The organism is Agromyces sp. GQ35 (assembly GCF_059758475.1).
This window is the reverse complement of the sequence record NZ_JCAXEO010000001.1, coordinates 503,261-525,612: the sequence shown is the minus strand read 5'-3', so window position 1 is coordinate 525,612 and position 22,352 is coordinate 503,261. Positions and strand designations below refer to the sequence as shown.

Annotated in this window: 20 protein-coding genes and 1 riboswitch; of the genes, 13 read left to right on the top strand and 7 right to left on the bottom strand. The window is 70.0% G+C overall.

What is annotated here, in order from left to right; genetic code table 11:
• Positions 1-11 precede the first annotated feature (11 nt).
• Both AC6CH0_RS02475 and AC6CH0_RS02470 read right to left on the bottom strand, forming a co-directional pair.
• Positions 12-644, bottom strand: coding sequence for a hypothetical protein (locus AC6CH0_RS02475; protein ID WP_498098090.1), 633 nt, complete (start codon positions 642-644; stop codon positions 12-14).
• Between the two features lie 307 nt (positions 645-951).
• Positions 952-1,932, bottom strand: a complete 981-nt coding sequence (locus AC6CH0_RS02470) for a helix-turn-helix transcriptional regulator (RefSeq protein ID WP_498098089.1) — start codon at positions 1,930-1,932, stop codon at positions 952-954.
• Positions 1,933-2,064: 132 nt separating this feature from the next.
• Here AC6CH0_RS02470 and AC6CH0_RS02465 point away from each other — a divergent pair, with 132 nt between their 5' ends.
• From AC6CH0_RS02465 to AC6CH0_RS02450, 4 genes are all read left to right on the top strand, one after another.
• On the top strand, positions 2,065-2,460 hold the full coding sequence (locus AC6CH0_RS02465) for a RidA family protein (RefSeq protein ID WP_498100990.1): 396 nt from the start codon (positions 2,065-2,067) through the stop codon (positions 2,458-2,460).
• A 144-nt stretch (positions 2,461-2,604) separates the two neighbouring features.
• Positions 2,605-2,994, top strand: coding sequence for an ArsR/SmtB family transcription factor (locus tag AC6CH0_RS02460; protein ID WP_498098088.1), 390 nt, complete (start codon positions 2,605-2,607; stop codon positions 2,992-2,994).
• Complete coding sequence (locus tag AC6CH0_RS02455) at positions 2,991-3,506, top strand: SRPBCC family protein (RefSeq protein WP_498098086.1); 516 nt, start codon at positions 2,991-2,993, stop codon at positions 3,504-3,506. Before AC6CH0_RS02460 ends, AC6CH0_RS02455 begins: the two co-directional genes overlap by 4 nt.
• A 237-nt stretch (positions 3,507-3,743) precedes the next feature.
• Entirely contained in the window at positions 3,744-5,501 is a 1,758-nt protein-coding gene (locus AC6CH0_RS02450; RefSeq protein ID WP_498098084.1) for an LVIVD repeat-containing protein, read from the top strand.
• A gap of 100 nt (positions 5,502-5,601) precedes the next feature.
• On the opposite strand, the gene AC6CH0_RS02445 is transcribed toward AC6CH0_RS02450, so the two are convergent.
• From AC6CH0_RS02445 to AC6CH0_RS02425, 5 genes are all read right to left on the bottom strand, one after another.
• Complete coding sequence (locus AC6CH0_RS02445) at positions 5,602-6,267, bottom strand: DUF305 domain-containing protein (protein ID WP_498098082.1); 666 nt, start codon at positions 6,265-6,267, stop codon at positions 5,602-5,604.
• A 64-nt stretch (positions 6,268-6,331) separates the two neighbouring features.
• A complete protein-coding gene (locus AC6CH0_RS02440; protein ID WP_498098081.1) occupies positions 6,332-7,633 on the bottom strand; it encodes an MFS transporter in 1,302 nt (433 codons plus the stop codon).
• Entirely contained in the window at positions 7,630-9,966 is a 2,337-nt protein-coding gene (locus AC6CH0_RS02435) for a bifunctional hydroxymethylpyrimidine kinase/phosphomethylpyrimidine kinase (protein ID WP_498098079.1), read from the bottom strand. The genes AC6CH0_RS02440 and AC6CH0_RS02435 overlap by 4 nt, the downstream gene beginning before the upstream one ends.
• Positions 9,963-10,856 (bottom strand): hydroxyethylthiazole kinase, encoded by an 894-nt coding sequence (gene thiM, locus AC6CH0_RS02430; RefSeq protein WP_498098078.1) that lies wholly within the window; start codon positions 10,854-10,856, stop codon positions 9,963-9,965. The genes AC6CH0_RS02435 and thiM overlap by 4 nt, the downstream gene beginning before the upstream one ends.
• A riboswitch (TPP riboswitch) is annotated at positions 10,847-10,941 on the bottom strand. It overlaps the preceding gene by 10 nt.
• Before the next feature lie 239 nt (positions 10,942-11,180).
• Positions 11,181-11,672, bottom strand: coding sequence for a hypothetical protein (locus AC6CH0_RS02425; protein WP_498098077.1), 492 nt, complete (start codon positions 11,670-11,672; stop codon positions 11,181-11,183).
• Between the two features lie 301 nt (positions 11,673-11,973).
• Between AC6CH0_RS02425 and AC6CH0_RS02420 the strand changes: the two genes are divergently transcribed.
• The 9 genes from AC6CH0_RS02420 to AC6CH0_RS02380 all read left to right on the top strand — a co-directional run bounded on the left by AC6CH0_RS02420 (position 11,974) and on the right by AC6CH0_RS02380 (position 22,346).
• Positions 11,974-13,293 carry an ABC transporter substrate-binding protein gene (locus AC6CH0_RS02420; protein ID WP_498098076.1) on the top strand — a complete coding sequence of 440 codons (1,320 nt, stop codon included), beginning with the start codon at positions 11,974-11,976 and terminating at the stop codon, positions 13,291-13,293.
• 106 nt (positions 13,294-13,399) lie between these two features.
• On the top strand, positions 13,400-14,284 hold the full coding sequence (locus tag AC6CH0_RS02415) for a carbohydrate ABC transporter permease (protein WP_498100988.1): 885 nt from the start codon (positions 13,400-13,402) through the stop codon (positions 14,282-14,284).
• Positions 14,281-15,120 carry a carbohydrate ABC transporter permease gene (locus tag AC6CH0_RS02410; protein ID WP_498098075.1) on the top strand — a complete coding sequence of 280 codons (840 nt, stop codon included), beginning with the start codon at positions 14,281-14,283 and terminating at the stop codon, positions 15,118-15,120. The genes AC6CH0_RS02415 and AC6CH0_RS02410 overlap by 4 nt, the downstream gene beginning before the upstream one ends.
• 82 nt (positions 15,121-15,202) lie before the next feature.
• Positions 15,203-16,573 carry a right-handed parallel beta-helix repeat-containing protein gene (locus tag AC6CH0_RS02405; RefSeq protein ID WP_498098073.1) on the top strand — a complete coding sequence of 457 codons (1,371 nt, stop codon included), beginning with the start codon at positions 15,203-15,205 and terminating at the stop codon, positions 16,571-16,573.
• Positions 16,574-16,652: 79 nt separating this feature from the next.
• Complete coding sequence (locus tag AC6CH0_RS02400) at positions 16,653-17,723, top strand: LacI family DNA-binding transcriptional regulator (RefSeq protein WP_498098071.1); 1,071 nt, start codon at positions 16,653-16,655, stop codon at positions 17,721-17,723.
• An 87-nt stretch (positions 17,724-17,810) separates the two neighbouring features.
• Entirely contained in the window at positions 17,811-18,809 is a 999-nt protein-coding gene (locus tag AC6CH0_RS02395) for a glycosyl hydrolase family 32 (protein ID WP_498098069.1), read from the top strand.
• Positions 18,802-19,776, top strand: coding sequence for a carbohydrate kinase family protein (locus AC6CH0_RS02390; protein ID WP_498098067.1), 975 nt, complete (start codon positions 18,802-18,804; stop codon positions 19,774-19,776). The genes AC6CH0_RS02395 and AC6CH0_RS02390 overlap by 8 nt, the downstream gene beginning before the upstream one ends.
• A gap of 156 nt (positions 19,777-19,932) precedes the next feature.
• Positions 19,933-20,670, top strand: coding sequence for an IclR family transcriptional regulator (locus tag AC6CH0_RS02385; protein WP_498098065.1), 738 nt, complete (start codon positions 19,933-19,935; stop codon positions 20,668-20,670).
• 323 nt (positions 20,671-20,993) lie between these two features.
• Entirely contained in the window at positions 20,994-22,346 is a 1,353-nt protein-coding gene (locus AC6CH0_RS02380) for a coiled-coil domain-containing protein (protein ID WP_498098064.1), read from the top strand.
• Positions 22,347-22,352 lie beyond the last annotated feature (6 nt).

The following is a 22,352-nucleotide window of genomic DNA, read 5'->3' as shown; positions in this document are numbered from 1 at the left end:
TTGAGTGAAGCTCAGCCTGGTGTGGAGCTGTCGACGATGGCAGTCGTCGACTCGTACCGGGCCATTGCGCCCAGCGGTCCCACGAGGATGAGCGAGAACTGTCGGCGGTCAGACGATGTCGAGTAGACGACCTGCGTTCCGGGAGGAAGGGGGGCGAGCAGAGCACCGTCGGGGGATCGCAACTCAGCACCATCCGTCGTCACCGACAGTGTCGCCGGCCACGTGCCGTCGGGCGATGCCGTTTGCTCGAGAGAGGAGGCCGCAGTACCTGCGGACTGCGCAAGCGTCAGGCGCTCTGCTTCGATCGGCTGTTCCGCGGCTGGCGCATTCTCGGGAGAGTTCGGGAGCGTGCGCGTTGGAGTGATCTGGCGCATGCCTGTGGGTGCGTCGATCCAGTGGGCGGGGGCCGGCAGCATCGTGCCTGCGCTCGCCGACACGACAACGACGAATGCGTAGATCGTGGTTGCAAGGGCGGCCACTCCGAGCGCGATACCCGCCTTGGCGATGGGGGAGCCACGCCCACGTGCAGATCTGTACCGCGGCTCGGCCATGAATCCCGCCCAGATGGCGGTACTCGCGAAGAAGGCGAACCAGAGCAGCCTCGATGATTCGGGAGCGATCGGCACGATCAGAACGGTTGCCATGCTCGCCAGGCCGAAGGCCAGTGCGGTCCATGCCAGAAACCGGCCCCAACCGATTCCATCGACATGACCGGCACCACGAACGGGCCGCGCTCCCGGCGGCGCGAGACTGTGCACAGGAGTGCTCACATCTGCCGGCGACCAATCGCGTGGGCCGCCGGGCGGGGGTGGGGTCACGAGGAACACCTTCGGGTCGGTACCGCCGAGCATGGCAGCGACGGCCGATACCGGAAAGCCCCCGGGCGGGGGACTCTGTGCTCCTCGGAGTTCGCACCCGAGGGAGGTCTGCACGGAGCGCGCTCGATCGTCGCTAGTCGGCGTCAGTATCTGCGTAGCGAGTGGCGATCGTGGTGGCGCGGTCGCGCAGCGCGGCCCGCAACGACTGGGGCGCCACGGCTTCGGCGTCCGTGCTGAGCTGCCACAGCGCCCACTCGGCGTGCCGGGCATCTTGGAACGACACCTCCAGGCGGAGCCAGCCGTCGGCGTCGGGTGCTTCGGCGAGCACGGCCAGGGCGGTGCCCACCAGTTCTTCCCGCCGTGCCGAATCCATCCTGAGCTGCACGGTGAACTGGTCGCCGCCGGTGCGGAACCGTGTGCTGCGTTCCCGCCAGATCCGGTCGAGGTCGACCGTGTCGGGTCGCTGAGCGGGCTCGTCGAGCTCCTCGGCGGCCAGGATGCGGGAGAGCCGATAGGTGCGATCCGCACCCGACACCATCGCCAGCAGGTAGCCCTTCGCGCGCACGGTGACGAGGCCGATCGGGTCGACCGTGCGCCACTTCGGGGTGCGGTCGACCGCCGCGTAGTTGATGCGCAGCCGGTGTCCGGCGAGTACCGCGCGCCGCACCCCGAGCATGACGTGGTCGGGGATCTCCTCGGTGATCTGCCGGCGAGAGAGCAGGTCGGTCTCGGGGTCGACGAGGAATCGCTGGGCCGCGTCGCTCGCGGTGACTCGGTGGTCGTCGGGCATGGCGTCGACGACCTTGCGCATGGCCGACGCGAGTGCCGAGCCGAGGCCGAAGATCTGCTCGCCGCGGCCCGACCCGGCGGTCACGACGGCGAGGGCTTCGTCGTGGTTCAGCCCCGTGAGCTCCGTGCGGAACCCCGGCAACAGCTCGAACCCGCCGTGACGGCCGCGTTCGGCGTACACCGGAACTCCGGCGGCGGAGAGCGCTTCGATGTCGCGCAGCACGGTGCGCGTGGAGACCTCGAGCTCAGCGGCGAGCGCGGTCGCCGACTGCCGACCGCGCTGACGCAGCAGCAGTACGAGCGAAACCAGGCGATCGGCGCGCATGCGAGAAATCTATCGGAATACCTGACATGAGGTGTCGTGATTCGTTGGAAGGCTCGAGAAGGAGGTCATGGACGGCGGCGCTCGAGCCGTTGCGCGGGCACTCCCAAGCGAACGAATGGAGCAGAAGTGGCAATCGAACGAACGGTGATCAACCCGGTGACGTGGTCGGTGGCGATGGGGTTCAACCAGGGCGAGGTCGTCTCGGGGCAGACCCGCACGCTGTACTGCTCGGGGCAGACGGCGATGAGCGACGACGGCGTACCGCTGCATGACGGCGACATGGCGGCCCAGCTGGGCTTGAGCGTCGACAACCTGGAGGCGGTGCTCGTCGCGGCCGGCATGTCGCTCGCGAACCTCGTGCGGCTCAATGTGTACACGACCGACGTCGACCTGCTGTTCCAGCACTACGGGGCGCTGGCGTCGCGATTGGGTGCCGCCCAGGTCGCGCCGACCACGACCATGCTCGGAGTGACGCGGCTGGCGATCCCCGGCCAGCTGGTCGAACTCGAGGGTACGGCCGTCGCCTGAGGCGATCCCGGCGATCCCGGCGATCCCGGCGATCCCGGCGACTCGTGCTGCTCGTGCCGGCTCAGCCGGCACGAGCGGCCTGCCGACGGGCTGCACCCGTACTCTCCCTTCGGAAATGCGTAACCTCTGTGTTACGCTTCTCACGTGGACGTATTCGAGGCGATCGCCGACGACACCAGGCGGCGCGTCCTGCTGGCACTCGCAGAGCAGCCGCGCACAGCGGGCGCGCTCGCCGCGAACGAGGTGCACAGTCGGCCGGCCGTGAGCCGTCACTTGCGGGTGCTGCGCGAGGCGGCACTCGTGCGGGCGCAAGCCGTGGGGCGCACACGGGTGTACTCGCTCGACCCTGCGGCACTCGCGCCGGTGCGAGCACTGCTCGCCCGGCTCGACGAGAGTCTCGCCGTCGAGGTCGGCGCGAGGCATCCGTCGCCGGCTTCTCCGCCGATCGCGCCCGAGCACTTCGACGCCCTCGAGCTCGAGGTGCGCAGGGCTGCCCGCGAACCGGGCGTCACCGAACGAGAGGGAATCGCATGACGAACGACACTCCGACCGCCAGTCCGACACCCACCGGCGTCATCGCCGACGGTCCGCTCGGGCAGGAGATCCAGTTCACCCGGCGGTACCGCGCGCCGATCGACGCCGTGTGGGCGGCGATGACCGAGTCCGAGCGACTCGAGCGGTGGATCGGCCGCTGGGAGGGCGACCCGCGCACCGGGCGCGTGGACTTCTTCATGACCGCCGAGGGCGACGACGTCGCCGCCGAGGAGTACCGCATCGAGGTGTGCGAACCGCCGCACCGCTTCGCGGGCACCACCTCGGTGGGTGACGACCAATGGCGCCTGCGGTTCGAGCTCAGCGAATCCGACGGCGTGACCACGCTCGTCTTCGCCCAGGCCGTCGTCGACGATCTCGGCGAAGTCGGGCCCGGGTGGGAGTACTACCTCGACCGCCTCGGGGTGGCCCTCGACGATGGCGACGCGACGACGGTGCCGTGGGATGCGTACTTCCCCGCGATGCGCGCGCACTACGACGGGCTCGCGCGCTGAGGTCGGGCCGAGTCCCCCTTCGGCGGTGACCTCTCGGCCGCCGCCGAAATTCGTTGCTGCGCCGATGCGACCGCACCGATACGTTTGACCCAGAGATCGGCCTCCAGGGGCCTGCGAGCAGCACCATGCGGTGCTGCTCGCCTGTCGGACGGCATCGATCGCAACGAAGCGAGAAGAGGGGAACCACCGATGAGAACCGCACCCCGAACGTTACGATGGCGCCGACGCGCGCTCGCGATGGCCGGAGCACTGCTGCTCGGCTCGTCCCTGATGGCGGCCGGCGCAGCGGCCGCCGCAGAAGACGATCCGCGTATCGACCTGCCACCGGGCTACCTCGACGCGCAGACGGCGACGAGCAACATCCAGCTGCTCGCGAGCCTGCCGCGCGTCGCCCCGTTCGATGCGAATCCCGGCAACTTCGGCTTCGTGAACTCCGACCTGGCGTTCTCGGGCGACAACGCCATCGTCGGCAACTTCAACGGCTTCCAGGTCTACGACGTGTCGGATGCCGCGGCGCCGTCGTTGCGCGGTTCGTTCGTGTGCCCAGGTGGCCAGGGCGACGTGTCGGTCTACGGCAACCTGCTCTTCATGTCGGTCGAAGAGACACGCGGCCGCATCGACTGCGGCGCGCAGGGCGCGCCGGGTGCGGTGAACGCCGAGCGCTTCCGCGGCGTGCGCATCTTCGACATCAGCGACATCGACAACCCGGTGCAGTTGCCGGGCGTGCAGACCTGTCGCGGTTCGCACACGCACACCCTGGTCGCCGATCCCGACGACACCGAGAACGTGTACATCTACAACTCGGGCACATCGGGCGTGCGGTCGCCGCTCGAGCTCCCGGGCTGCGAGAACGCTCCGGCCAGCACCGAACCGGTCACCACGGGCAATCCCACGCAGTGGCGCATCGACGTCATCCAGGTGCCGCTCGCCGACCCGGCTTCCGCCGCGGTCGTGAGCCAGCCGCGCATCTTCAGCGACCCCGAGACCGGCGCGTTCAACGGTCTGCAGAACGGGCCGACGCAGCCGCTGCACCCGTCGGGCACGCCGTACGGGCCGAATCCCAACACCAACACGTGTCACGACATCACGGCGTACCCCGAGATCGGGCTCGCTGCCGGGGCGTGCCAGGGCAACGGAATCCTGCTCGACATCTCCGACCCGGTGAACCCGGTTCGGCTCGACGCGGTCTCCGACGTCAACTACTCGTACTGGCACTCGGCGACGTTCAACAACGATGGCACCAAGGTCGTCTTCACCGACGAATGGGGCGGCGGCACTGCTGCACGCTGCCGCGTCACCGACCAGCCCGAGTGGGGCGCCAATGCGCTGTTCGACATCGTCGACGGCAAGCTGGAGTTCAAGAGCTACTACAAGCTGCCCGTGCCGCAGACCGCGCAGGAGAACTGCGTGGCGCACAACGGCTCGATCGTTCCGGTGCCCGGTCGCGACATCATGGTGCAGGCCTGGTACCAGGGCGGGCTGTCGATCATCGACTTCACCGACACCGCGAACCCGACGGAGATCGCCTACCTCGACCGAGGCCCGGTGAACTTCCCGAACGCGGGCGCGCTGAACCTCGGCGGGTACTGGTCGACCTACTGGTACAACGGCAACGTGCTCGGCAGCGAGATCGCGCGCGGCTTCGACAGCCTCGCACTCACGGCGAGTGACCAGCTCTCGGTCAACGAGATCGCCGCCGCCGGCGAGATCCAGCTCGACGAGTTCAATGCGCAGATGCAGACGAGCCTCGTGCACGAGCCGAGCTTCGCGGTGGCACGGTCGTTCATCGACCAGGCCGAGCGCAACGGCAGCCTGAGCGGCAAGGCACTGAGCGAGGTGCGCAAGCACGTCGACAAGGCCGAGTCGCTCGCGGGCGGCGCTGCGAACGGCAACGCCATCACCGCGCAGCTCGCCAACGCCGTGAAGAAGTCGGGTGCTGCTCCCGACTCCGCAGTGGTGCAGGCGCTGAACGCACTGTCCGCGACCTTCGGGTGATGCGGTCGGGGAGGCCGCTGGTCGGCCTCCTCGCAGGACGAGGTGCCCAGCGGCTCGAGGCCGCTGGGCACCTTCTCGTTTCGCGTCGGCCGCGCCGTACTCAGGACGAACGCTGGGCGAGCATCTGCTGCATGCGGGCGATCTCGACGCCCTGATCCGACTCGACGTGGCGTGCGAACTGGTCGATCTCCGACTCGTGCCCGCCGCCGTCGGCGTAGAGCTCGTCGACCATCTGCAGCGCGCCCCGGTGGTGCTGGATCATGAGCTCGAGGAACAGTCGCTCGAACGCCGCCCCTTCGGCGGCCTCGAGCTGGGCGAGCTGTTCGTCGGTGAGCATGCCCGGCATCGTGCCGCCGTCGCCGTGCGCACCGTGCCCGCCGTGCCCGTCGTTCAGCGGCACCACGCGGTCTTGGAGCCACCGGGTCATGAGGTCCATCTCGTCTTCCTGGCTGACCTGCATGCGCTCGGCGAGCAGGCGGATGTCTCGGTTCTCGGTTCGCTCGTCGACGAACCCGGTCATGACGAGCGCCTGGTTGTGGTGCTGCACCATGTCGAGCATGAACTGCGAGTCGATCTCGGTGTGCTTCGGAGTGTCGAGCTGCTTCGCGTCGTCGGGGGAGAGGGTGTGGTTCTCTTCGCCCGGCGCACCGAGCTGCACGATCGGGCTCGTGGGCGGGGCCTCTTCGGCACCGCCGGTGCATGCGGCGAGCCCGAACGTGAGCGTGAGCGCGAGGCACGCGACACCGGAACGCTCGAGAACCGTCATGCGCATACCTCGTCTTCAGTGAAGGGCATCAGCTTGTCGTGCCGTCCGTGGACCCGGCCGCACATCACCGTCCATTCAACTCGATGACGCGACGCAGGGGAACCACGTCGGGCCGCTGATGGTCGAGCCGCGCCATCCGTGCCCCGATCACTCCGACCACCGCACCCACGATCATGAGTGCCGCGACCGGCCACCAGTGCCCGGCCCAGCCGACGAGGGCCGCCGCCGCGAGGGGGGCCAGCCCGCCACCGACGATCGCACCGGCCTCGCGGCCGATCGTGAGTCCGGTGTAGCGCACCCGGGTGTCGAAGAGGCTCGCGAACCAGCTCGGCTGCACGCCGTCGGCCGCGGAGTTGAGCACGCCGATCGCGAGCACGACGACGCCGATGATGAGCGCGGCGACGCCCGTGTCGAGCGCGAGGAAGAGCGGCACCGCGAGCAGTCCGAGACCCACGAGCCCGCCGATGACGAGCGGGGCCGCGCCGACGCGCTGCCCGAGTGCGCCCCAGAGCGGGCAGAGCACCGCGGCGACCCCGGCGCCGACGAGCAGCGCGGTGAGCGTCACCCAGCTCGGCAGTTCGAGCACCGAGGTCGCGTAACCGAGGCAGAAGACCGCGATGACGTAGAACGTCGTGTTCTGGCCGACGCGCACGAGGAAGACGGCGAGCACGTTGCGCGGCTGCTGCAGCACCTCGGAGATCGGATGCCGCGACCGCGCACCCCGCTCGCGCAGGCGCATGAACTCGGGCGTCTCGCCGACCCGGCGGCGCAGGTACACGCCGACGCCGACGAGCACGAGGCTGGAGAGGAACGGCACCCGCCAGCCCCAGTCGATGAGGCTCTGCGGATCGAGTGCGGCGACGAGCAGCATGAACGCGAGGTTGCCGAGGATGAGCCCGGCGTAGACCGCGCTCGAGAGCAGTCCGCCGCGGAACCCGCGCTTCTCGGAGGGGGAGTGCTCGAGCGCGAGCAGCACGGCGCCGCCGAACTCGCCGCCGGTCGCCGCGCCCTGCACGAGACGGAGCGTCACGAGCAGCGTCGGCGCGAGCGCCCCGACCATCGCGTACGACGGGAGCAGGCCGATGCACGCGGTCGCGATACCCATCACGAGGATCGTCGCCGTGAGCGGCGCGCGCCGTCCGTAGCGGTCGCCGAGCCAGGCGGTGAAGAGCCCGCCGACCGGGCGCGCCAGGAAGCCCGTGGCGTAGACCGCGAACGACAGCAGGATGCCGGTGAGCGGGTCGTCGCCCGGAAAGAACACCGCAGGGAAGACGAGCGCCGCGGCCGTGCCGTAGAGGAAGAAGTCGTACCACTCGAGCACGGTGCCGAACGATGCCGCGGCGACCGCGCGATTCGCGGCGGTCACGCTGCGGCTTCCGCGCGGGCGCTCGGCGCGGCGAAGAACGCCAGTTCGTGTTCGGCCGAGATGCGGAACGCCCGAAGCATCCGCTCGCGCAGTTGCGGGGTCGCACGCGCTGCGAGACCGGTCACGATGCGAATCGCCTCGCGCGTCGCCTCGGCGAAGGCCGGGTCGCCGTACTGCGTGAGCCAGTCGGCGTACGGATGCCCCGGCGCCGCCGTCTGCTCGCCGAAGTCGCCGCCGGCGAGCCGCCGGCCGAGGTCGTCGTAGAGCCAGTAGCAGGGCAGCGCCGCGGCGGCGAGCACGGCGTAGTCGCCGCGGGCCGAGGTCGCAAGCAGGTGATCGAGGTAGGCGGTCGTCACCGGTCCGCGTTCGTCGAGGGCAGCGGATGCCCCGGCGAGCCAGTCGCGGTGCAGCTCGGCTTCGACGGCGATGCAGTTGTGGGCGCCGCGGGCCCAGAACGCCTGCTCCGAGGCATCCGGTGCCATGGTCGACGCGGTGGCGAGCACACGGGAGTACTCGCCGAGGTAGATCGCATCTTGGGCGAGGTAGTACTCGAAGTCGTTCCGCGCGAGCGACCCGTCGGCGAGGCCGCGGATGAAGGGCAGCTCGTCGATGCCGTGGCGCACTCCCGCGACGTCGGCCCACCACTCGGCCTCGACCTCGGCGGGCGTCGGCGCGGTGACGAGCCCGCCCCGCCGCCACAGCCCGGCGAAGTGGTGCACGGGTCCGTTGCCGCTGCCGACGTTCAGGGATTCGCCGTGGCGCAGCGATTCGCGAAGCCAGCTGCGGGCGTCGGCGACGGCCGGATGCCACGATCCACGGGTGACCCGGAGCGTCGCGATCGCCGAGGAGAGCGAGCAGCCGGTGCCGTGCGTCGCGGTCGTGGAGATGCGCTCGCCGGGGAACTCGTGCACGGAGGCATCCCGTCGCTCGGCCGAGCTCTCTGGGCGGCCTGCATGGTCTGCGCTGCGCGCCGACGGGGCTCGGTGCAGGCGCGCGTCGACGAGCGCGTCGGGCGCGCTGTCGCCGCCGAGGTGACCACCCTTCGCGAGCACGCGCACGCCGTAGGTGCTCGAGACGGCGGCGGCCTGGTCGAGAGCCTCGGGCCGCGTCGTCGCGAGCGCGTCGCCGGCCAGCACGGCGAGCTCGGCGAGGTTCGGGGTGACGAGGTCGGCGAGGGGGAGCAGCTCGCGCATCGCCTGCTCGGCGTCGGCGTCGAGCAGGCGATCGCCGCTCGTGGCGACCATCACCGGGTCGAGCACGACGACGGGCGGGCGAACACGGGTGAGCCAGTCGGCGACCTCGCGGATCACCTCGGCGTTCGCGAGCATGCCGAGCTTCACGGCGTCGACCGTGATGTCGTCGGAGATCGCGTCGAGCTGAGCGCGGAGGAACTCGACGGGCGGCACGTGCACCGCGCGCACCCCGTGCGTGTTCTGCGCGGTGAGCGCCGTGATGACGGCCATGCCGTATCCGCCGACCGCGGCGATCGCCTTGAGGTCGGCCTGCACGCCGGCCCCGCCCGAGGGGTCGCTCCCCGCAATGCTCAACACCCGCGGCACCGCCGGTCGAGTAGCGCCCACCCCACCCGCCGGTCGAGTAGCGCCCACCCCACCCGCCGGTCGAGTAGCGCCCGACGCAGGAGGACGCGTATCGAGACCCCCCGCGAGCCCCCCGCCCCATGCCCGCACGATCTCCCGAGCGGCCTCCGCCGGATCCGCTGCCGCGCACACCGCCGACACCACGGCGAGCCCCGCCGCTCCGGCCGCCCGCAACCCCGCGGCATCCGTCGCCCCGATGCCCCCGATCGCCACGCACGGCATCCCGATGCTCGCAGCGAGCCCGGCGATGCGCGCGAACCCGTCGATGCCGAGCGCCGGCGGATGATCGGGTTTCGTCGAGGTCGGTCGAATCACGCCGACGCCGAGGTAGTCGATCGTGCCCTGCGGCAGCTGCGCGACGGCGCCGAGGTGCGCGGGTGTGTTCGCCGTGAGCCCGATCACGGCATCCGGCCCGAGGGCTTCGCGCGCCTCGAGCACGGGCGTGTCGCCCTGGCCGAGGTGCACCCCGTCGACGCGGATGCCGCGCTCGCGCGCCGTGAGCACGACGTCGAGGCGGTCGTTCACGAGCAGCGTCGCGCGGCCGGCGATGGCCGCCGCGACGACCTCGAGTTCGCGCAGCAGGTCGTCGTGCCCGGCGTGCTTGTCGCGCACCTGCACCGTGGTCACCCCGCCCGCGACGGCGTCGGCCACGACGGCGGCCACTCCGCGTTCGCCGCAGAGCGCGGCATCCGTGACGAGGGTGAGCGACAGGTCGAGCGAGCCCGGGCCGCTCACGCGACGGCTCCGGCCGTCGCGGCGTTCGCGATGTCGGCATCGGCATCGGCGTCGTCGACCGTGATTCGCGCCCGCTCCGCGAGCGCCGAGGCATCCACCGCGGCGAGCGCGTCGAGGAACCGCACGGCGAAGCTTCCGGGCCCGGATGCCCCGTCGGCGGCGAGCTCGGCCGCCACCGTGTACACGAGGTTCGCAGCGACCACCGCCGCGAACGCATCGTGCTCGGTGCCGCGAGCCGCTCCGAGGAACGCCGCCGTCACCGCACCCAGGGCGCAGCCGCCACCCGTGACCCGGGTGAGCAGCGCATCGCCGTTCGAGATGCGCACGGTGCGCCGGCCGTCGGTGATGAGGTCGACCGGGCCCGACACCGCGACGACCGACCCCGCCGACGCGGCGAGCGAGCGGGCAGCGGATGCCGCGGCATCCGTGCTGTCGGCGGCGTCGACGCCTCGTCCGCCGGCACCGGCGCCGGCGAGGGCGAGCACCTCGGAGGCGTTGCCGCGAATCGCGGCCGGTCGCTCGGCGAGCAGCTCGTGCGCGAGCGCGGTACGGATCGGCAGCATGCCGATCGCGACCGGATCGAGCACCCACGGCGTCTGCGCGCCGCGAGCGGCGAGCACGGCCTCGCGACCGGCATCGCGTTGCTCGGGCTGCGGCGTGCCGAGGTTCACCAGCAGGCCGCTCGCGACGGTCGCGAACGGTCCGGCTTCGCCGACGATGTCGACCATCGCGGGAGCCGCGCCGAGCGCGAGCAGCGCGTTCGCGGTGAAGTTCGTGACGACGCCGTTCGTGATGCAGTGCACCAGCGGCGTCGTCGTTCGCACATGGTCGAGCAGCGCGCCGCTCGACTCGATGAGGTGGGCAGGGTCGATGAGCGTGCGTGTCAGCATCGCGACATCCCTTCGCTAGTCCGAACTAGATCAGGTTCGACGGGTCTGTTCTCAGCCGCGGATTGCGGCACCCCGTGTCACTGCGTGCGAGCCTAGCGGAGCCAAGAGAGTGTCGAGGCGCCAAAACCGGTACCGAAGTACCGAAGTACCGAAGTACCGAAGTACCGAAAGAGCGTGCCGGAGTGATGCAGGCCCGAAGCTGGCCGACGCCCGCCTCAGCCGAGCGCGACGCTGCAGGCGTCACTCAGACGCACGAGAACTTTCCGCGCCGGCAAGCTCTTCGCAAGCCGGCGCCCCGAAGACGGAACAGTAGCCCGCGACCGCTCAGTCGGGTGCCGTCCACTCGCCGTAGCGCGCGTCCATACCGGTCAGGCTGACGCCGCCCGTTCCTGCGTCCGTGACGCCGAGAGGTTCGAGCTCCGCGGCAGCCGCCCTGAGGTCGACGATCTCGTGCCCCTCCGCCGTGTCCGCGCCGGCGGTGATGCTGATCGTGTTCGGCTCCCACGGCAGGGCTCCCCAGATCGCTTCGACCACCGCATCGAGTTCCTCAGCAGTGAAGGGCTCGGCAGAGTCCGTCACGAGCGAGAGATCGAGCGCATAGGCGAAGCCGTTCAGGTGGCGGCCGACGTCCTCCACCGCCACCACTCTGGGCTCTGCGGCCGTCACGGCACCCGCCACGTCTCCGTAGTCGGCGGGCCCCTTCTCCGTGCCCATACCCGACGGCAGTAAGCCGCAGCCGGTCAGCGCTCCGCTCATGAGGGATGCCGCCAGCACGACGGCAAGCAGTGTGCGTTTGGCCGCGCCGTGTCGCTTCATGCGCTTTCGTTCCAGACGGAGGAGGAGATGTCCACCTCCCCATCATTGTGGAAGAAGTGCGCGAGGTCGGGATGGTTCGCCTGCAATTCGGCGAGATGCACTTGCGAGCACTTGTCGGCGTCGTGAGCGCCAGGCGCGCGAGGCGGGCTGCACCTGCCAAAATCACGACCCGAAATTTTGGCACCAGCGAAGTATTGACCACGTTGTCAGTCGCGACATATGCTCATGCCGAATCGTTTTGGCAAAACGTTTAGGCACATCCCGAACACCCTTGACACCACACACGAATGGAGTCGAAGTAATGGAGCTTCGCACACGAAAGACCGCGTTCGCCACGCGCACCCGCCTCACCATGACGATCGCTGCCCTCGGGGCATCGACGCTGGCATTGTCGGGCTGCGGCGTCGGCGGCGGCGAGGCGGCCGCCGGATCCGACGAACTGACCGTGCTCGTCGAAGGAGGCGGGCTCGCCGAACTCCAGCCGGTCGCCGACGCCTACAAGGAGGAGACCGGCACCACCGTCACGCTCGTCGAGCTGCCGTACGCCGGCCTCTACGACCGCATCTCCTCTGAGCTCTCGTCGGGGCAGGTCTCGTTCGACGTCGCCGCGCTCGACGCGATCTGGCTGAGCGCGTTCGCCGACGGCGTCGTTCCGCTCGACGACCTCTTCACCGATGAGGTGGAAGGCGACCTCTTCCCCGGGCTGGTCAGCGAGGCGCAGGTCGACGGCGCGTTCGTCGGCATGCCGGTCTGGACGAACTCCGAGATCCTCTTCTATCGCACCGACCTCTTCGAGGACCCGAAGGAGCAGGCGGACTTCCAGGCGAAGTACGGTTACGAGCTCGCTCCGCCCACCACCTGGGAGGAGTACACGGATGTCGCGGAGTTCTTCACGCGCGACACCGACGGCGACGGCCAGACCGACCTCTACGGCACCGATGTGAAGGGCGCCGTCGAGACCGAGTGGCTCGCGACGGTCTCGCAGGCCGGCGAGGAGCACATGGTGCTCGACGCCGAGAGCGGCGAGGTCACGATCGACGACGCCGAGCACCTCGAGGCGCTCGACTTCTACACGAGCCTCCTCCCGTACGCGCCCTCGGGCGCCGCACAGATCGACTGGGGCGGCTCGCAGAACCTCTTCTACCAGGGGCAGCTCGCGATGATGCGGTTCTGGGGACACGCCTACGCCTCCACGCCCGAGGACTCGGTCGTGAAGGACTCGATCGGCGCCGCACCCATGATCGCCGGGCCCGGCGGAATCGCCGGCGTGCCCGGGGCGTGGTACCTGTCGGTGCCGACGGCATCCGAGAAGCAGGACGAGGCGAAGGAGTTCATCAGCTTCGCCTACGAGCACAACGAGCTCTCGCTCGACACCTCGCTCGGCCTCGCGGCCCGTGTCTCGGCGTTCGAGTCGAAGGTGGGCGAGGGCAACGAGCACTATGAGGCGCTGCTCGAAACGCTCAACGCCCCGCAGACGCTCGCCCGTCCGGCGACGCCGCAGTGGCAGGAGATCGTCGATTCCGTGCTCGTGCCGCTGCTGCAGAAGGCGGTGGAGCCCGGGGCCGACAACGCCGCACTCCTCGCCGACGCGAAGGCGCAGATCGAGGCGATCGTCGAGTAGACCGATGACCGTCTCCACCAGCACTGCACCCGCCGGGGCGGCGACGACCGTCGCCCCGGCCGGGGGCGGCATCCCGCCCCGCCGGCTCCGCCCGCCCCGCCGGAGCATGAGCGACCGTCGCTTCGCCCTCATGCTCATGCTTCCGGCCGCGATCTTCCTGGCCGTCTTCGTCGCCTGGCCACTCGTGAAGTTCGTCACCGACAGCTTCTTCGAGATCTCGCCCATCGCGGGCGGCCCCCGCGAGTTCGTCGGCTTCGACAACTACGCGACGGCGTTCGCCTCGGAGGCGTTCCAGGGCGCATCCGTTCGCACCCTCCTCTACACCGCGATCGTCGTCACCGCGGAGTTCGTGCTCGGTCTCGCGGTTGCGCTGCTCTTCACGGCGCTCGGCCGGCGCTCGAACGGCTTCCGCACGCTCTTCATGTATCCGCTCATGATCGCGCCCGTCGTCGCCGGCCTCCTGTGGCGGTTCCTGCTGATCGACAACTTCGGCATCGTGAACCAGCTGCTCTTCGAATGGGGCGTGATCTCGAGCCCCGACCAGATCCAGTGGCTGAGCGATCCGAACATCGCGCTCTTCTCGGTCGCGATCCCCGACATCTGGCTGACGACCTCGTTCATCACGCTCGTGCTCTTCGCGGGACTCCAGAACATCCCGGGTGACGTCGTCGAGGCCGCGCGCATCGACGGCGCGAACTTCTGGCGACTGTTGTTCAGCATCATCATCCCGCTGCTGCGGCCCGTCATCGCCGTGGCGCTGATCGTGCGCGGCATCGACGCGGCACGCGCGTTCGACATCATCCTCATCCAGACCGACGGCGGCCCGCAGGGCAGCACGACGACGCTCAGCCTGCTCATCTACCGCACGATGACGCGGTTCGGCGATCCGGGCCTCGCGAGCGCGATGGGCACCGTGTACCTGATCGCGATGCTCGCCGTGTCGATCGCGGCCATCGCACTGATCTGGCGACCGGGAGGCAACGCCCGATGAACCCCCTCGAAACCCGAGGCCGCACAAGCCGACTCATCCTCTGGGTGCTGCTCGCGACTGCCCTCGTACTGTACGGATTCCCGTTCCTCTACCTGCTGCTGACGTCGTTCAAGACACCGCTCGACGCGATCGCCGTGCCGCCGTCGGTGCTCCCCGAAGTGTGGACCATCGACAACTACGTGTCGGCGCTCAGCCGTGCCGGCGTGCCGGCGGCGCTCGTGAACAGCGTCGTGACCGCCGTGATCTCGACGGCACTGTCGCTCGTGCTCGCGGTGCCCGCGGCGTATGCGATCACGCGATTCCGAACCCCGAGCGGGCGCGTGTTCATCGTCGCGGCGCTCGTGACGCGAATGGTGCCGACGATCGCGGTCGGCGCTCCGCTCATCGAGGTGATGCGCAACCTCGGCATCACCGACACCTCGTTCGGCCTCGCGCTGGCGCATACGACGATCTCGCTGCCACTGTCGATCTGGCTCATGGCGAGCTTCTTCGAAGCGGTGCCAGACGAGCTCGACGAAGCGGCGAAGGTCGACGGATGCTCCAGGCTGCAGGCCCTGTGGCGGGTGGTGCTGCCCGTGGTCACGGGCGGCCTGGCCGTCACGGCGATCTTCGCGTTCCTCGCCTCATGGAACGAGTTCCTCTTCGCCCTCCTGCTCACGAGCGTGCGGGCGCAGACGACGCCGATCGTCATCGCGAACTTCCAGACCCAGTTCGGCCTCGACTGGGCGGGCATGACGGCGCTCGCCGCCGTCTACTCCGTACCCGTCATCCTCCTCACCCTCCTCCTCCAGCGGCACATCGTCGCCGGGCTCACCCTCGGCGCCGTCAAGGGCTGAGCGACGGCACATGACTGGCGCGAACACGTCGCACCTGCGCGGCCGAGGCCCGAGAACTCACGACACGAAAGGCGATCACGCCATGCCAAGCGTCAACTGCTACGACGTGACGACGTGGCCCGTCGGCAACGCGGCCGAGGATGTCGGCGAGGTCATCAACAGCATCATCGCCGACATCAAGGCGCGGCAGACGGCCACCGACGAGCACCACGGCGGCAAGCCCGGCGCGGTGATCTACGTACCGCCGGGCGACTACCACCTTCGTACGCAGGTGGTGATCGACGTCAGCTTCCTCAGGATCGAGGGCTCGGGACACGGCTTCACCTCGTCGAGCATCCGGTTCAACGTCCCTGAAGACGAGTGGCCCGATCTGCACGAGCTGTGGCCCGGCGGCAGCCGCATCGTCGTGGACCTTCCCGTCGCGGAGGCGGAGGCGGAGGCGGCAGGGGCGGCAGAGGCGAACGAGTCCGCGGGTGCCGCTTTCGTGATCGAGCGAAGCGGGAGCCCCCGGATCAGCTCGGTCGAGTTCGCGAACTTCTGCATCGACGGGATGCACTTCGTCGGCGACGGCTCCGAGCTGCACCCCGAGAACACCTACGTCAACGGCAAGACGGGCATCTACGTCGGCAGCGCCAACGACTCGTTCCGCATCACCGGCATGGGGTTCGTGTACCTCGAGCACGCGCTGACGATCTACAACGCCGACGCGCTCTCAGTGCACGACAACTTCATCGCCGAATGCGGCAGCTGCATCGAGCTGCGCGGGTGGGGACAGGCGTCGAAGATCACTGACAACCTGATCGGAGCCGGCTTCAAGGGCTACTCGATCTATGCCGAGAATCACGGCGGGCTGCTGATCACCGCCAACAACGTGTTCCCCCGTGGCGCGAGCAGCGTCCATCTCCATGGCGTCACGCGTTCGAGTGTCACGGGCAACCGTCTGCACTCGTTCTCCCCCGGCATGGTGGTGCTCGCGGCGAACAGCTCGGAGAACCTCGTGGCCACGAACCACTTCCTGCGCGACGAAGAGCCGTGGACCCCGTTCCTGGGCGTCGGGAACGGACTGGACGACCTCTTCGGACTCCTCAGCGTCGACGGCAGCAACAATTCCGTGATCGGCAACCACTTCTCCGAGGTGGTCGACACGCAGACCATCCGGCCGGCCGGCGCGACCCCCGTCATCATCCGACTCGTGGCGGGAGGCGGCAACTACGTCTCGAGCAACCACGTCGTCGCGATGGAGGTGCGCACCACGTCGAGCGACTCCTGCTTCGCAGCCCAGGTGGACGCCCTGTTGACGACCGAGGCTTCGGACAGCCTCGCCGTCACGGCCGTTCGGGTCGACTCAGATTCGACGCGGAACACGATCCTGGATTCCGGAACCGATGCCCAAGTCGTCGTCGACCGTGCTGCGAACGCGTTCAGGGCGACCCCGGCGATCGCCCCCGGGTAGGCGATCGCGGGGTGCAGGGCGCGGGGTCGGGTACGAACTGGTACGAAGGTGAGACGGTGAGATGAGAACAGGGAGACGGATGCCTCGCAAGCAGGTCGGCATACGCGACGTCGCGGCGGCGGCGGGCGTCTCGGTGACGACCGTCTCGCACGTGCTCAACGACACCCCGCACACCCGCACGAGCGACGAGACGAAGGTTCGTGTGCGCGAGTTCGCGGCCGAGCTCGGCTACCAGCCCAACCGGCTCGCGCGCGGCCTTCGCACGCAGGCGTCGGGCATGGTGGGGCTGCTCACCGAGGAGATCGCCACCACCCCGCACGCCGGTCGCATCATCCTCGGCGCGCAGGAGGAGGCGAGTCGCAACAACCTCACCCTCGCGATCATCAACTCCCGGCTCAGCACGAGCGTCGAGGTCGAGTCCTCGCAGATCCAGGCGTTCATCGACCGGCAGGCCGACGGCATCATCTATGCCACCGTCTACCACGACGAGGTCGTGCCGCCCGATGAACTGCACGCGGTTCCGGCGGTGCTGATCGGTGCGCGCGACCGCGATGGTGAGATCCCGTCGGTGCTGCCCGATGAGCGGGCCGGCGCGGCATCCGTCGTCGAGCTGCTCGTTCGCCGCGGGCACCGGCGCATCGCGTTCGCGGCGAGCTCGGTCGACGTGCCCGCCACCCGCGGTCGTCTGCAGGGCTACCGTGACGGCATGATGGCGGCCGGCCTCGACCCCGACCGGTTCGTCGCGGAGGCCGAGTCGGAGGCGATCGGCGGCTACGAGGCCACCATGGGCCTGCTCGACCATGGAGCAGACCCCGCGACGCGCCCCACCGCGGTGTTCTGCTACAACGACCGCATGGCGATGGGCGCCTACCGGGCCGTGGCCGAGCTCGGCCTGGTGATCCCGGCCGACGTCTCGATCGTGGGCTTCGACGACCAGGACCCGATCGCCTCGAGCCTGTATCCACCGCTCACCACCGTGGCGCTGCCCCACTACGAGATGGGCGCGTGGGCCGTCGAGACACTCGCCTCGCTCATCGAGGGCGATGCCGGGGGCGTGGGCACTGCCGGGGTGCCGGTGCTCGGCGCGCACCCCGTGCTGCTCGACTGCCCGATCGTGGAACGGGCGTCGGTCGCGGGCCCGGCGCGCTGACTCGGCCGCCGCCCGGTACCCACTCGCACATTCCGACCGGCTACTCCACCGACTTCACCGACTCCACCGACCTGAACGAGGGCACACATGCTTCGACTTGCTTCATCCTGGGTGTGGGACTTCTGGTTCGCCGACGACGGCGACCAGTTCCACCTCTTCTTCCTCAAGGCCTCACGCGCACTGCACGACCCCGACCGTCGGCATTGGCGCGCAACCATCGGCCACGCCGTCTCCACCGACCTCGTCGAGTGGACCGAGCTCGCCGACGCGATCGTTCCCTCGGATGCTCCGGCGTTCGACGACCTCGCCACGTGGACGGGTTCCGTGGTGCGCGCCGACGACGGCACGTGGCGCATGTTCTACACGGGCGTCGACCGCGAGCACGGCGGACTCGTGCAGCGGGTCGGCTCCGCGACATCCGCTGACCTCGTGAACTGGTCGACGACGGGTCGCGCGCTCGTCGCCCCCGACCCGCGATGGTACGAGCGGCTCGCCGATGGAGCCTGGCCCGACGAGGCGTGGCGCGACCCGTGGGTGTTCCGCGACCCTTCGGGAGAGGGGTGGCGGATGCTCCTGACCGCCCGCGCCAATGCCGGCGACCCGTCGTCGCGGGGCGTCGTGGGCACCGCGTGGTCGGCCGATCTCGAGACGTGGCGGGTCGAGCCGCCGCGCTCGGTGGTCGGTTCGGGCTTCGGGCAGCTCGAGGTGCTGCAGCTCGAGCAGGTCGATGGGCGCTGGGTGCTGCTGTTCTCGTGCCTCGGCTCGGAGCTCTCGAGCGAGCGCAGGGCGCGCGGCGAGCGTGGCGGCATCTGGGCGGTGAACGTCGACGACCCTGCCGGGCCCTTCGACATCGCCGGGGCATACCGCGTCGCCGACGAGTCGCTCTACGTCGGGCGGCTCGTGCTCGACCGTGCTGGGGTGTGGCAGCTGCTCGCGTTCCGCAACACGTCGCCCACGGGGGAGTGGATCGGCGAGATCATCGACCCCGTGCCGGTCTCGTGGGTCGGTGGGCGTCTGACGATCCCGGCGGATGTCGCGGGGCTGGCGCCCCAGCTCTCGGTTCCCGGCGCGGCGACCCATGGTTGAGCACGAGCCGCCGGCCGCCGGCGAAGACGTGCTCGTCATCGGCGAAGCGGTGATGGACCTGGTGGGGTCGCGAGGTGAGCTCACGCGTTCTCCGGGCGGGTCGCCGGCGAACGTCGCGCTCGGCCTGGCTCGGCTCGGTGTGCGCACCAGGCTGCGCACGGCGCTCGCCGCGGATGACGACGGCCGGACGATTCTCGATCGGCTCGAGGCATCCGGAGTTCTGGTGGAGCCCGCTTCGATCAGCCTGCAGCGCACCTCGACGGCGCTCGCCGAACTCGACCCCGACGGTTCCGCCCGCTACGCCTTCGACATCGAGTGGCGGGTGACCGAGCCGATCGTGACCGAGGCGGCACGGGTGGTGCATGCCGGGTCGATCGCGCTCCTGCTGCAACCCGGTGCGACGCGCGTCGCCGCTGCGCTCAGCACACGACCGGCCGGGGTGCTGGTCTCGATCGACCCGAATATACGGCCGGCGCTCATCGGGGATTGTGCCGACGCACGCGTCGCCTTCGAGCGATACGTCGAACTCGCCGACGTGGTGAAGCTCAGCGACGAGGACGCGGCGTGGCTGTATCCCGGCGAGTCGCATGGATCGGTGCTCGACCGCCTGCTCGGTGCCGGCGTCAGCGTCGCCGCGATGACGCGCGGTCGCGACGGGGCGGTGATCGCGACTCCGGCGGACAGCGTCGTGGTCGAATCGTTTGCCGTCGACGTGCGCGACACGGTCGGTGCGGGGGACAGCTTCATGGCGGCGCTGCTCGCCGGAATCCTGCGTTCGGATGCTCCGGTCGACGCGTTCGACCGGTCCGACCTCGAACGCATCGGCACCTTCGCTGCCGCGGCTGCCGCCGTCACGGTCGGTCGCGTCGGCGCCGACCTTCCGACGGACGCCGACATCGCGCTCCTGCGCCGTGCCGCGGCGATCGAGCGCTGCACCACGGGGTCGATCGGCTCCATGGTCTGGTAGACGACCGAGTCGCCCCATCCATCGTCCGACGCGTCTCACGAAGCAACGAAACGCGTCGCAGGCGCACCCGCGGCGTTAGCATGAGCGCAGGTGCAGTGGGGAGAACCGATGCCGTCACGTGACGCTCGAGAATCGGATCCGACTCTGATCGGCTCGGTGCAACGCGCCTTGCGGCTGGTCGACATCGTCGCCAACGAGCCGCGGCCGATGCCCGTGAAGGCGCTCGTCGCGGCGAGCGGCCTGACCCCCGGCACCACCTACAACCTGGTGCGCACGCTCGTGCACGAGGGATACCTCGCGCGCGAACCCGACGGGCTGCTGCTCGGCGACCGGTTCCCGGCATTCCTCTCGGGGGATGCCGCCCACGGCGTGTTCCTCTCGCGAGTGCGCAGCGCGCTCCGCGGGGTGACCGAAGAGCTCGGCGCCACGGCGTATCTCTCGCGCTACGAAGACGGTGAGGTGCACCTCGTCGACATCGTCGATGCCGTGCACAATCCGCGGGTCGAGCTCTGGGTCGGGTTGCACAGCAGCGCGCACGCGACGGCGCTCGGCAAGCAGATCCTCGCCGTGCTGCCCGAAGATCAGCGGTTCGACTACGTGTCGCGGCATCCGCTCGCCGAACTCACGCAGCACACGATCAGCGACCGGCGCGTGCTGCTCGACCAGCTGGAGCGCTCGCGTGAGAGCGTCGTCGACCGCGAGGAGTACGCGATCGGCTACACCTGTGTCGCCGTGCCGGTGAGCGCCGGGGGCATCACCGCATCACTCGCCGTGTCGCTGCCGACCGAAGACGTCGAGCGGGCCGATCCCGCCCTCGTGCAGCGCCTGCAGCAGGCCGCAGCGCGCCTCTCCTTGCAGCTCGGCAGCGACCGCTTGGGGCAGTCGGGCGCCTGAAGCGCCGGCGAGGTCGACGGCTGAATCGACGGCGACGGATGCCGCGGCTCGCGCGCCGAGGCATCCGCTGTTCATCATCTGAAATCTTGGCGTTGCCGCGTGCGCTCCCGGCCCGTAGCGTGACCAACACGCGACAGAGGGCGCGTGTCTGCGTCGCTGCAGGATCGCTTGACGCGATCGGCCAACCGGGGGGATGGCTCGGCAGGGTTCCGCTGCTGCGACAGCTCGTGCGCGGGGGGAGTGTTCGGGTGCTCTCCCCGCGCGAAGCTGCTCGCAGCCGGCTCTCAGCGCGGCCCCTCTGCGCCGCCCTTAGGATCGAATGCATGGCCGGATTCTGGGGCAAGCGCAAACGCGAAGACGATGCTGCACTCCAGGCCCAAGACGCCGACTTGGCGAAGCGGGCCGGCAGCGCCCTGGTCGCCGCCGACGAGCGCATCCGCGTCACTGCAGACGAGCTCGCCTTCGCCGAGGCCGAGCTCGGGCGCGACGCGACCATGGAGCTGAGCGTGTCACTCGCCGCGGTGCGCGAGCATCTGGGCGAGGCGTTCCGGCTGAACCAGCTGAACCACGACGAGATTCCCGACACCGCCGACGAGCTGCGGCAGCGCAACGCCCGTATCGCGCAGTTGTGCGAGTGGGCCGAAGAGGTGCTCGACGAGCGCACCTCGGCGCTCGCCGAGAAGATCGCGCGTGCGCGCCGGGCTCCCGAGATCATCGCCGGAGTGCGAGCGGATGCTGCGCGCCTGCGCTCCCGTGTTCCGCACGCCCGCGAGACCATCGAACGGCTCGCCAGCCGCTATGCGCGCGAGGCGCTCGCCCAGGTCGAGGTCAACCCGGCCGAGGCCGAGCAGCTGCTCGGATTCGCCGAGCACAGCGCGGGCGTGGCCGAGCGCCGGCGTGAGGCGGGGCAGCGCGAGCAGGCCAACCTCGCGCTCGAGGCGTCGACGGAATCGGTGCGCCGGGCCGCGACGCTGCTCGATGCGGTGGAGACCTTCGAGGTCGAGGCGCTGCGCGCCGAGTCGACCCTGGCGGCGATCGTCGAGGATTCCCGCGGCGATCTCGCCGTCGCGCTCAAGGAGCCGCACACCGCTGCGGTCACGACGGCGATCACCGCGCTGCAGGGCGCCCTCGCCGCCCTGCCGCCGGCCGGCGTCAACACCGACCCGTTCGCCCAGCTGAGCCGTCTGCGCGAGGCGAACTCGGGGCTGGATGCCGCGATCGCCGTCGCTCGCGAGCGCGCGGCCCGCCCTATTCCGCCCATCGAGCACGTGCACCACGCCATCGACGACGCCGACCGGCAGCTCGCCGTCGCCCGCAACGTCATCGCCGGGCACCGCGGCTGGATCGGTGCCGACGCGCGCACTCGCCTGGCCGAGTCCGACCGCATCCGGCTCGACCTCGACCACTTCCTCGGCGCACCCGCCGCGACGGTCGCCGTCATCGGCGAAGATCACCGCGAGCAGGCGATGGCGATGGCCCGCCGCGTCGCGTACCTCGCGGCCGAAGCACTGCAGCTCGCGCAGCGCGACATCGACTCGTCGCGTCCGCAAGATCCCGGACAGTGGGGCGGCCAGGGCTGGGGCGGCGGCGGTCGCCGCGGTGGCGGCGGCGACCTGATGGGCGGCATCCTCGGCGGCCTCGTCATCGGCAGCGTGCTCGACGGCATCTTCGACTGACGCGTT

What these genes read in the sequence shown, in the direction of transcription:
- AC6CH0_RS02475 (WP_498098090.1), bottom strand. Translation starts at nt 644, where the DNA reads ATGGCAACCGTTCTGATCGTGCCGATCGCTCCCGAATCATCGAGGCTG.
- AC6CH0_RS02390 (WP_498098067.1), top strand. Translation starts at nt 18,802, where the DNA reads ATGGTTGAGCACGAGCCGCCGGCCGCCGGCGAAGACGTGCTCGTCATC.
- AC6CH0_RS02400 (WP_498098071.1), top strand. Translation starts at nt 16,653, where the DNA reads ATGCCTCGCAAGCAGGTCGGCATACGCGACGTCGCGGCGGCGGCGGGC.
- thiM (WP_498098078.1), bottom strand. Translation starts at nt 10,856, where the DNA reads ATGCTGACACGCACGCTCATCGACCCTGCCCACCTCATCGAGTCGAGC.
- AC6CH0_RS02405 (WP_498098073.1), top strand. Translation starts at nt 15,203, where the DNA reads ATGCCAAGCGTCAACTGCTACGACGTGACGACGTGGCCCGTCGGCAAC.
- AC6CH0_RS02415 (WP_498100988.1), top strand. Translation starts at nt 13,400, where the DNA reads ATGAGCGACCGTCGCTTCGCCCTCATGCTCATGCTTCCGGCCGCGATC.
- AC6CH0_RS02445 (WP_498098082.1), bottom strand. Translation starts at nt 6,267, where the DNA reads ATGACGGTTCTCGAGCGTTCCGGTGTCGCGTGCCTCGCGCTCACGCTC.
- AC6CH0_RS02410 (WP_498098075.1), top strand. Translation starts at nt 14,281, where the DNA reads ATGAACCCCCTCGAAACCCGAGGCCGCACAAGCCGACTCATCCTCTGG.
- AC6CH0_RS02425 (WP_498098077.1), bottom strand. Translation starts at nt 11,672, where the DNA reads ATGAAGCGACACGGCGCGGCCAAACGCACACTGCTTGCCGTCGTGCTG.
- AC6CH0_RS02420 (WP_498098076.1), top strand. Translation starts at nt 11,974, where the DNA reads ATGGAGCTTCGCACACGAAAGACCGCGTTCGCCACGCGCACCCGCCTC.
- AC6CH0_RS02395 (WP_498098069.1), top strand. Translation starts at nt 17,811, where the DNA reads ATGCTTCGACTTGCTTCATCCTGGGTGTGGGACTTCTGGTTCGCCGAC.
- AC6CH0_RS02450 (WP_498098084.1), top strand. Translation starts at nt 3,744, where the DNA reads ATGGCCGGAGCACTGCTGCTCGGCTCGTCCCTGATGGCGGCCGGCGCA.
- AC6CH0_RS02470 (WP_498098089.1), bottom strand. Translation starts at nt 1,932, where the DNA reads ATGCGCGCCGATCGCCTGGTTTCGCTCGTACTGCTGCTGCGTCAGCGC.
- AC6CH0_RS02455 (WP_498098086.1), top strand. Translation starts at nt 2,991, where the DNA reads ATGACGAACGACACTCCGACCGCCAGTCCGACACCCACCGGCGTCATC.
- AC6CH0_RS02380 (WP_498098064.1), top strand. Translation starts at nt 20,994, where the DNA reads ATGGCCGGATTCTGGGGCAAGCGCAAACGCGAAGACGATGCTGCACTC.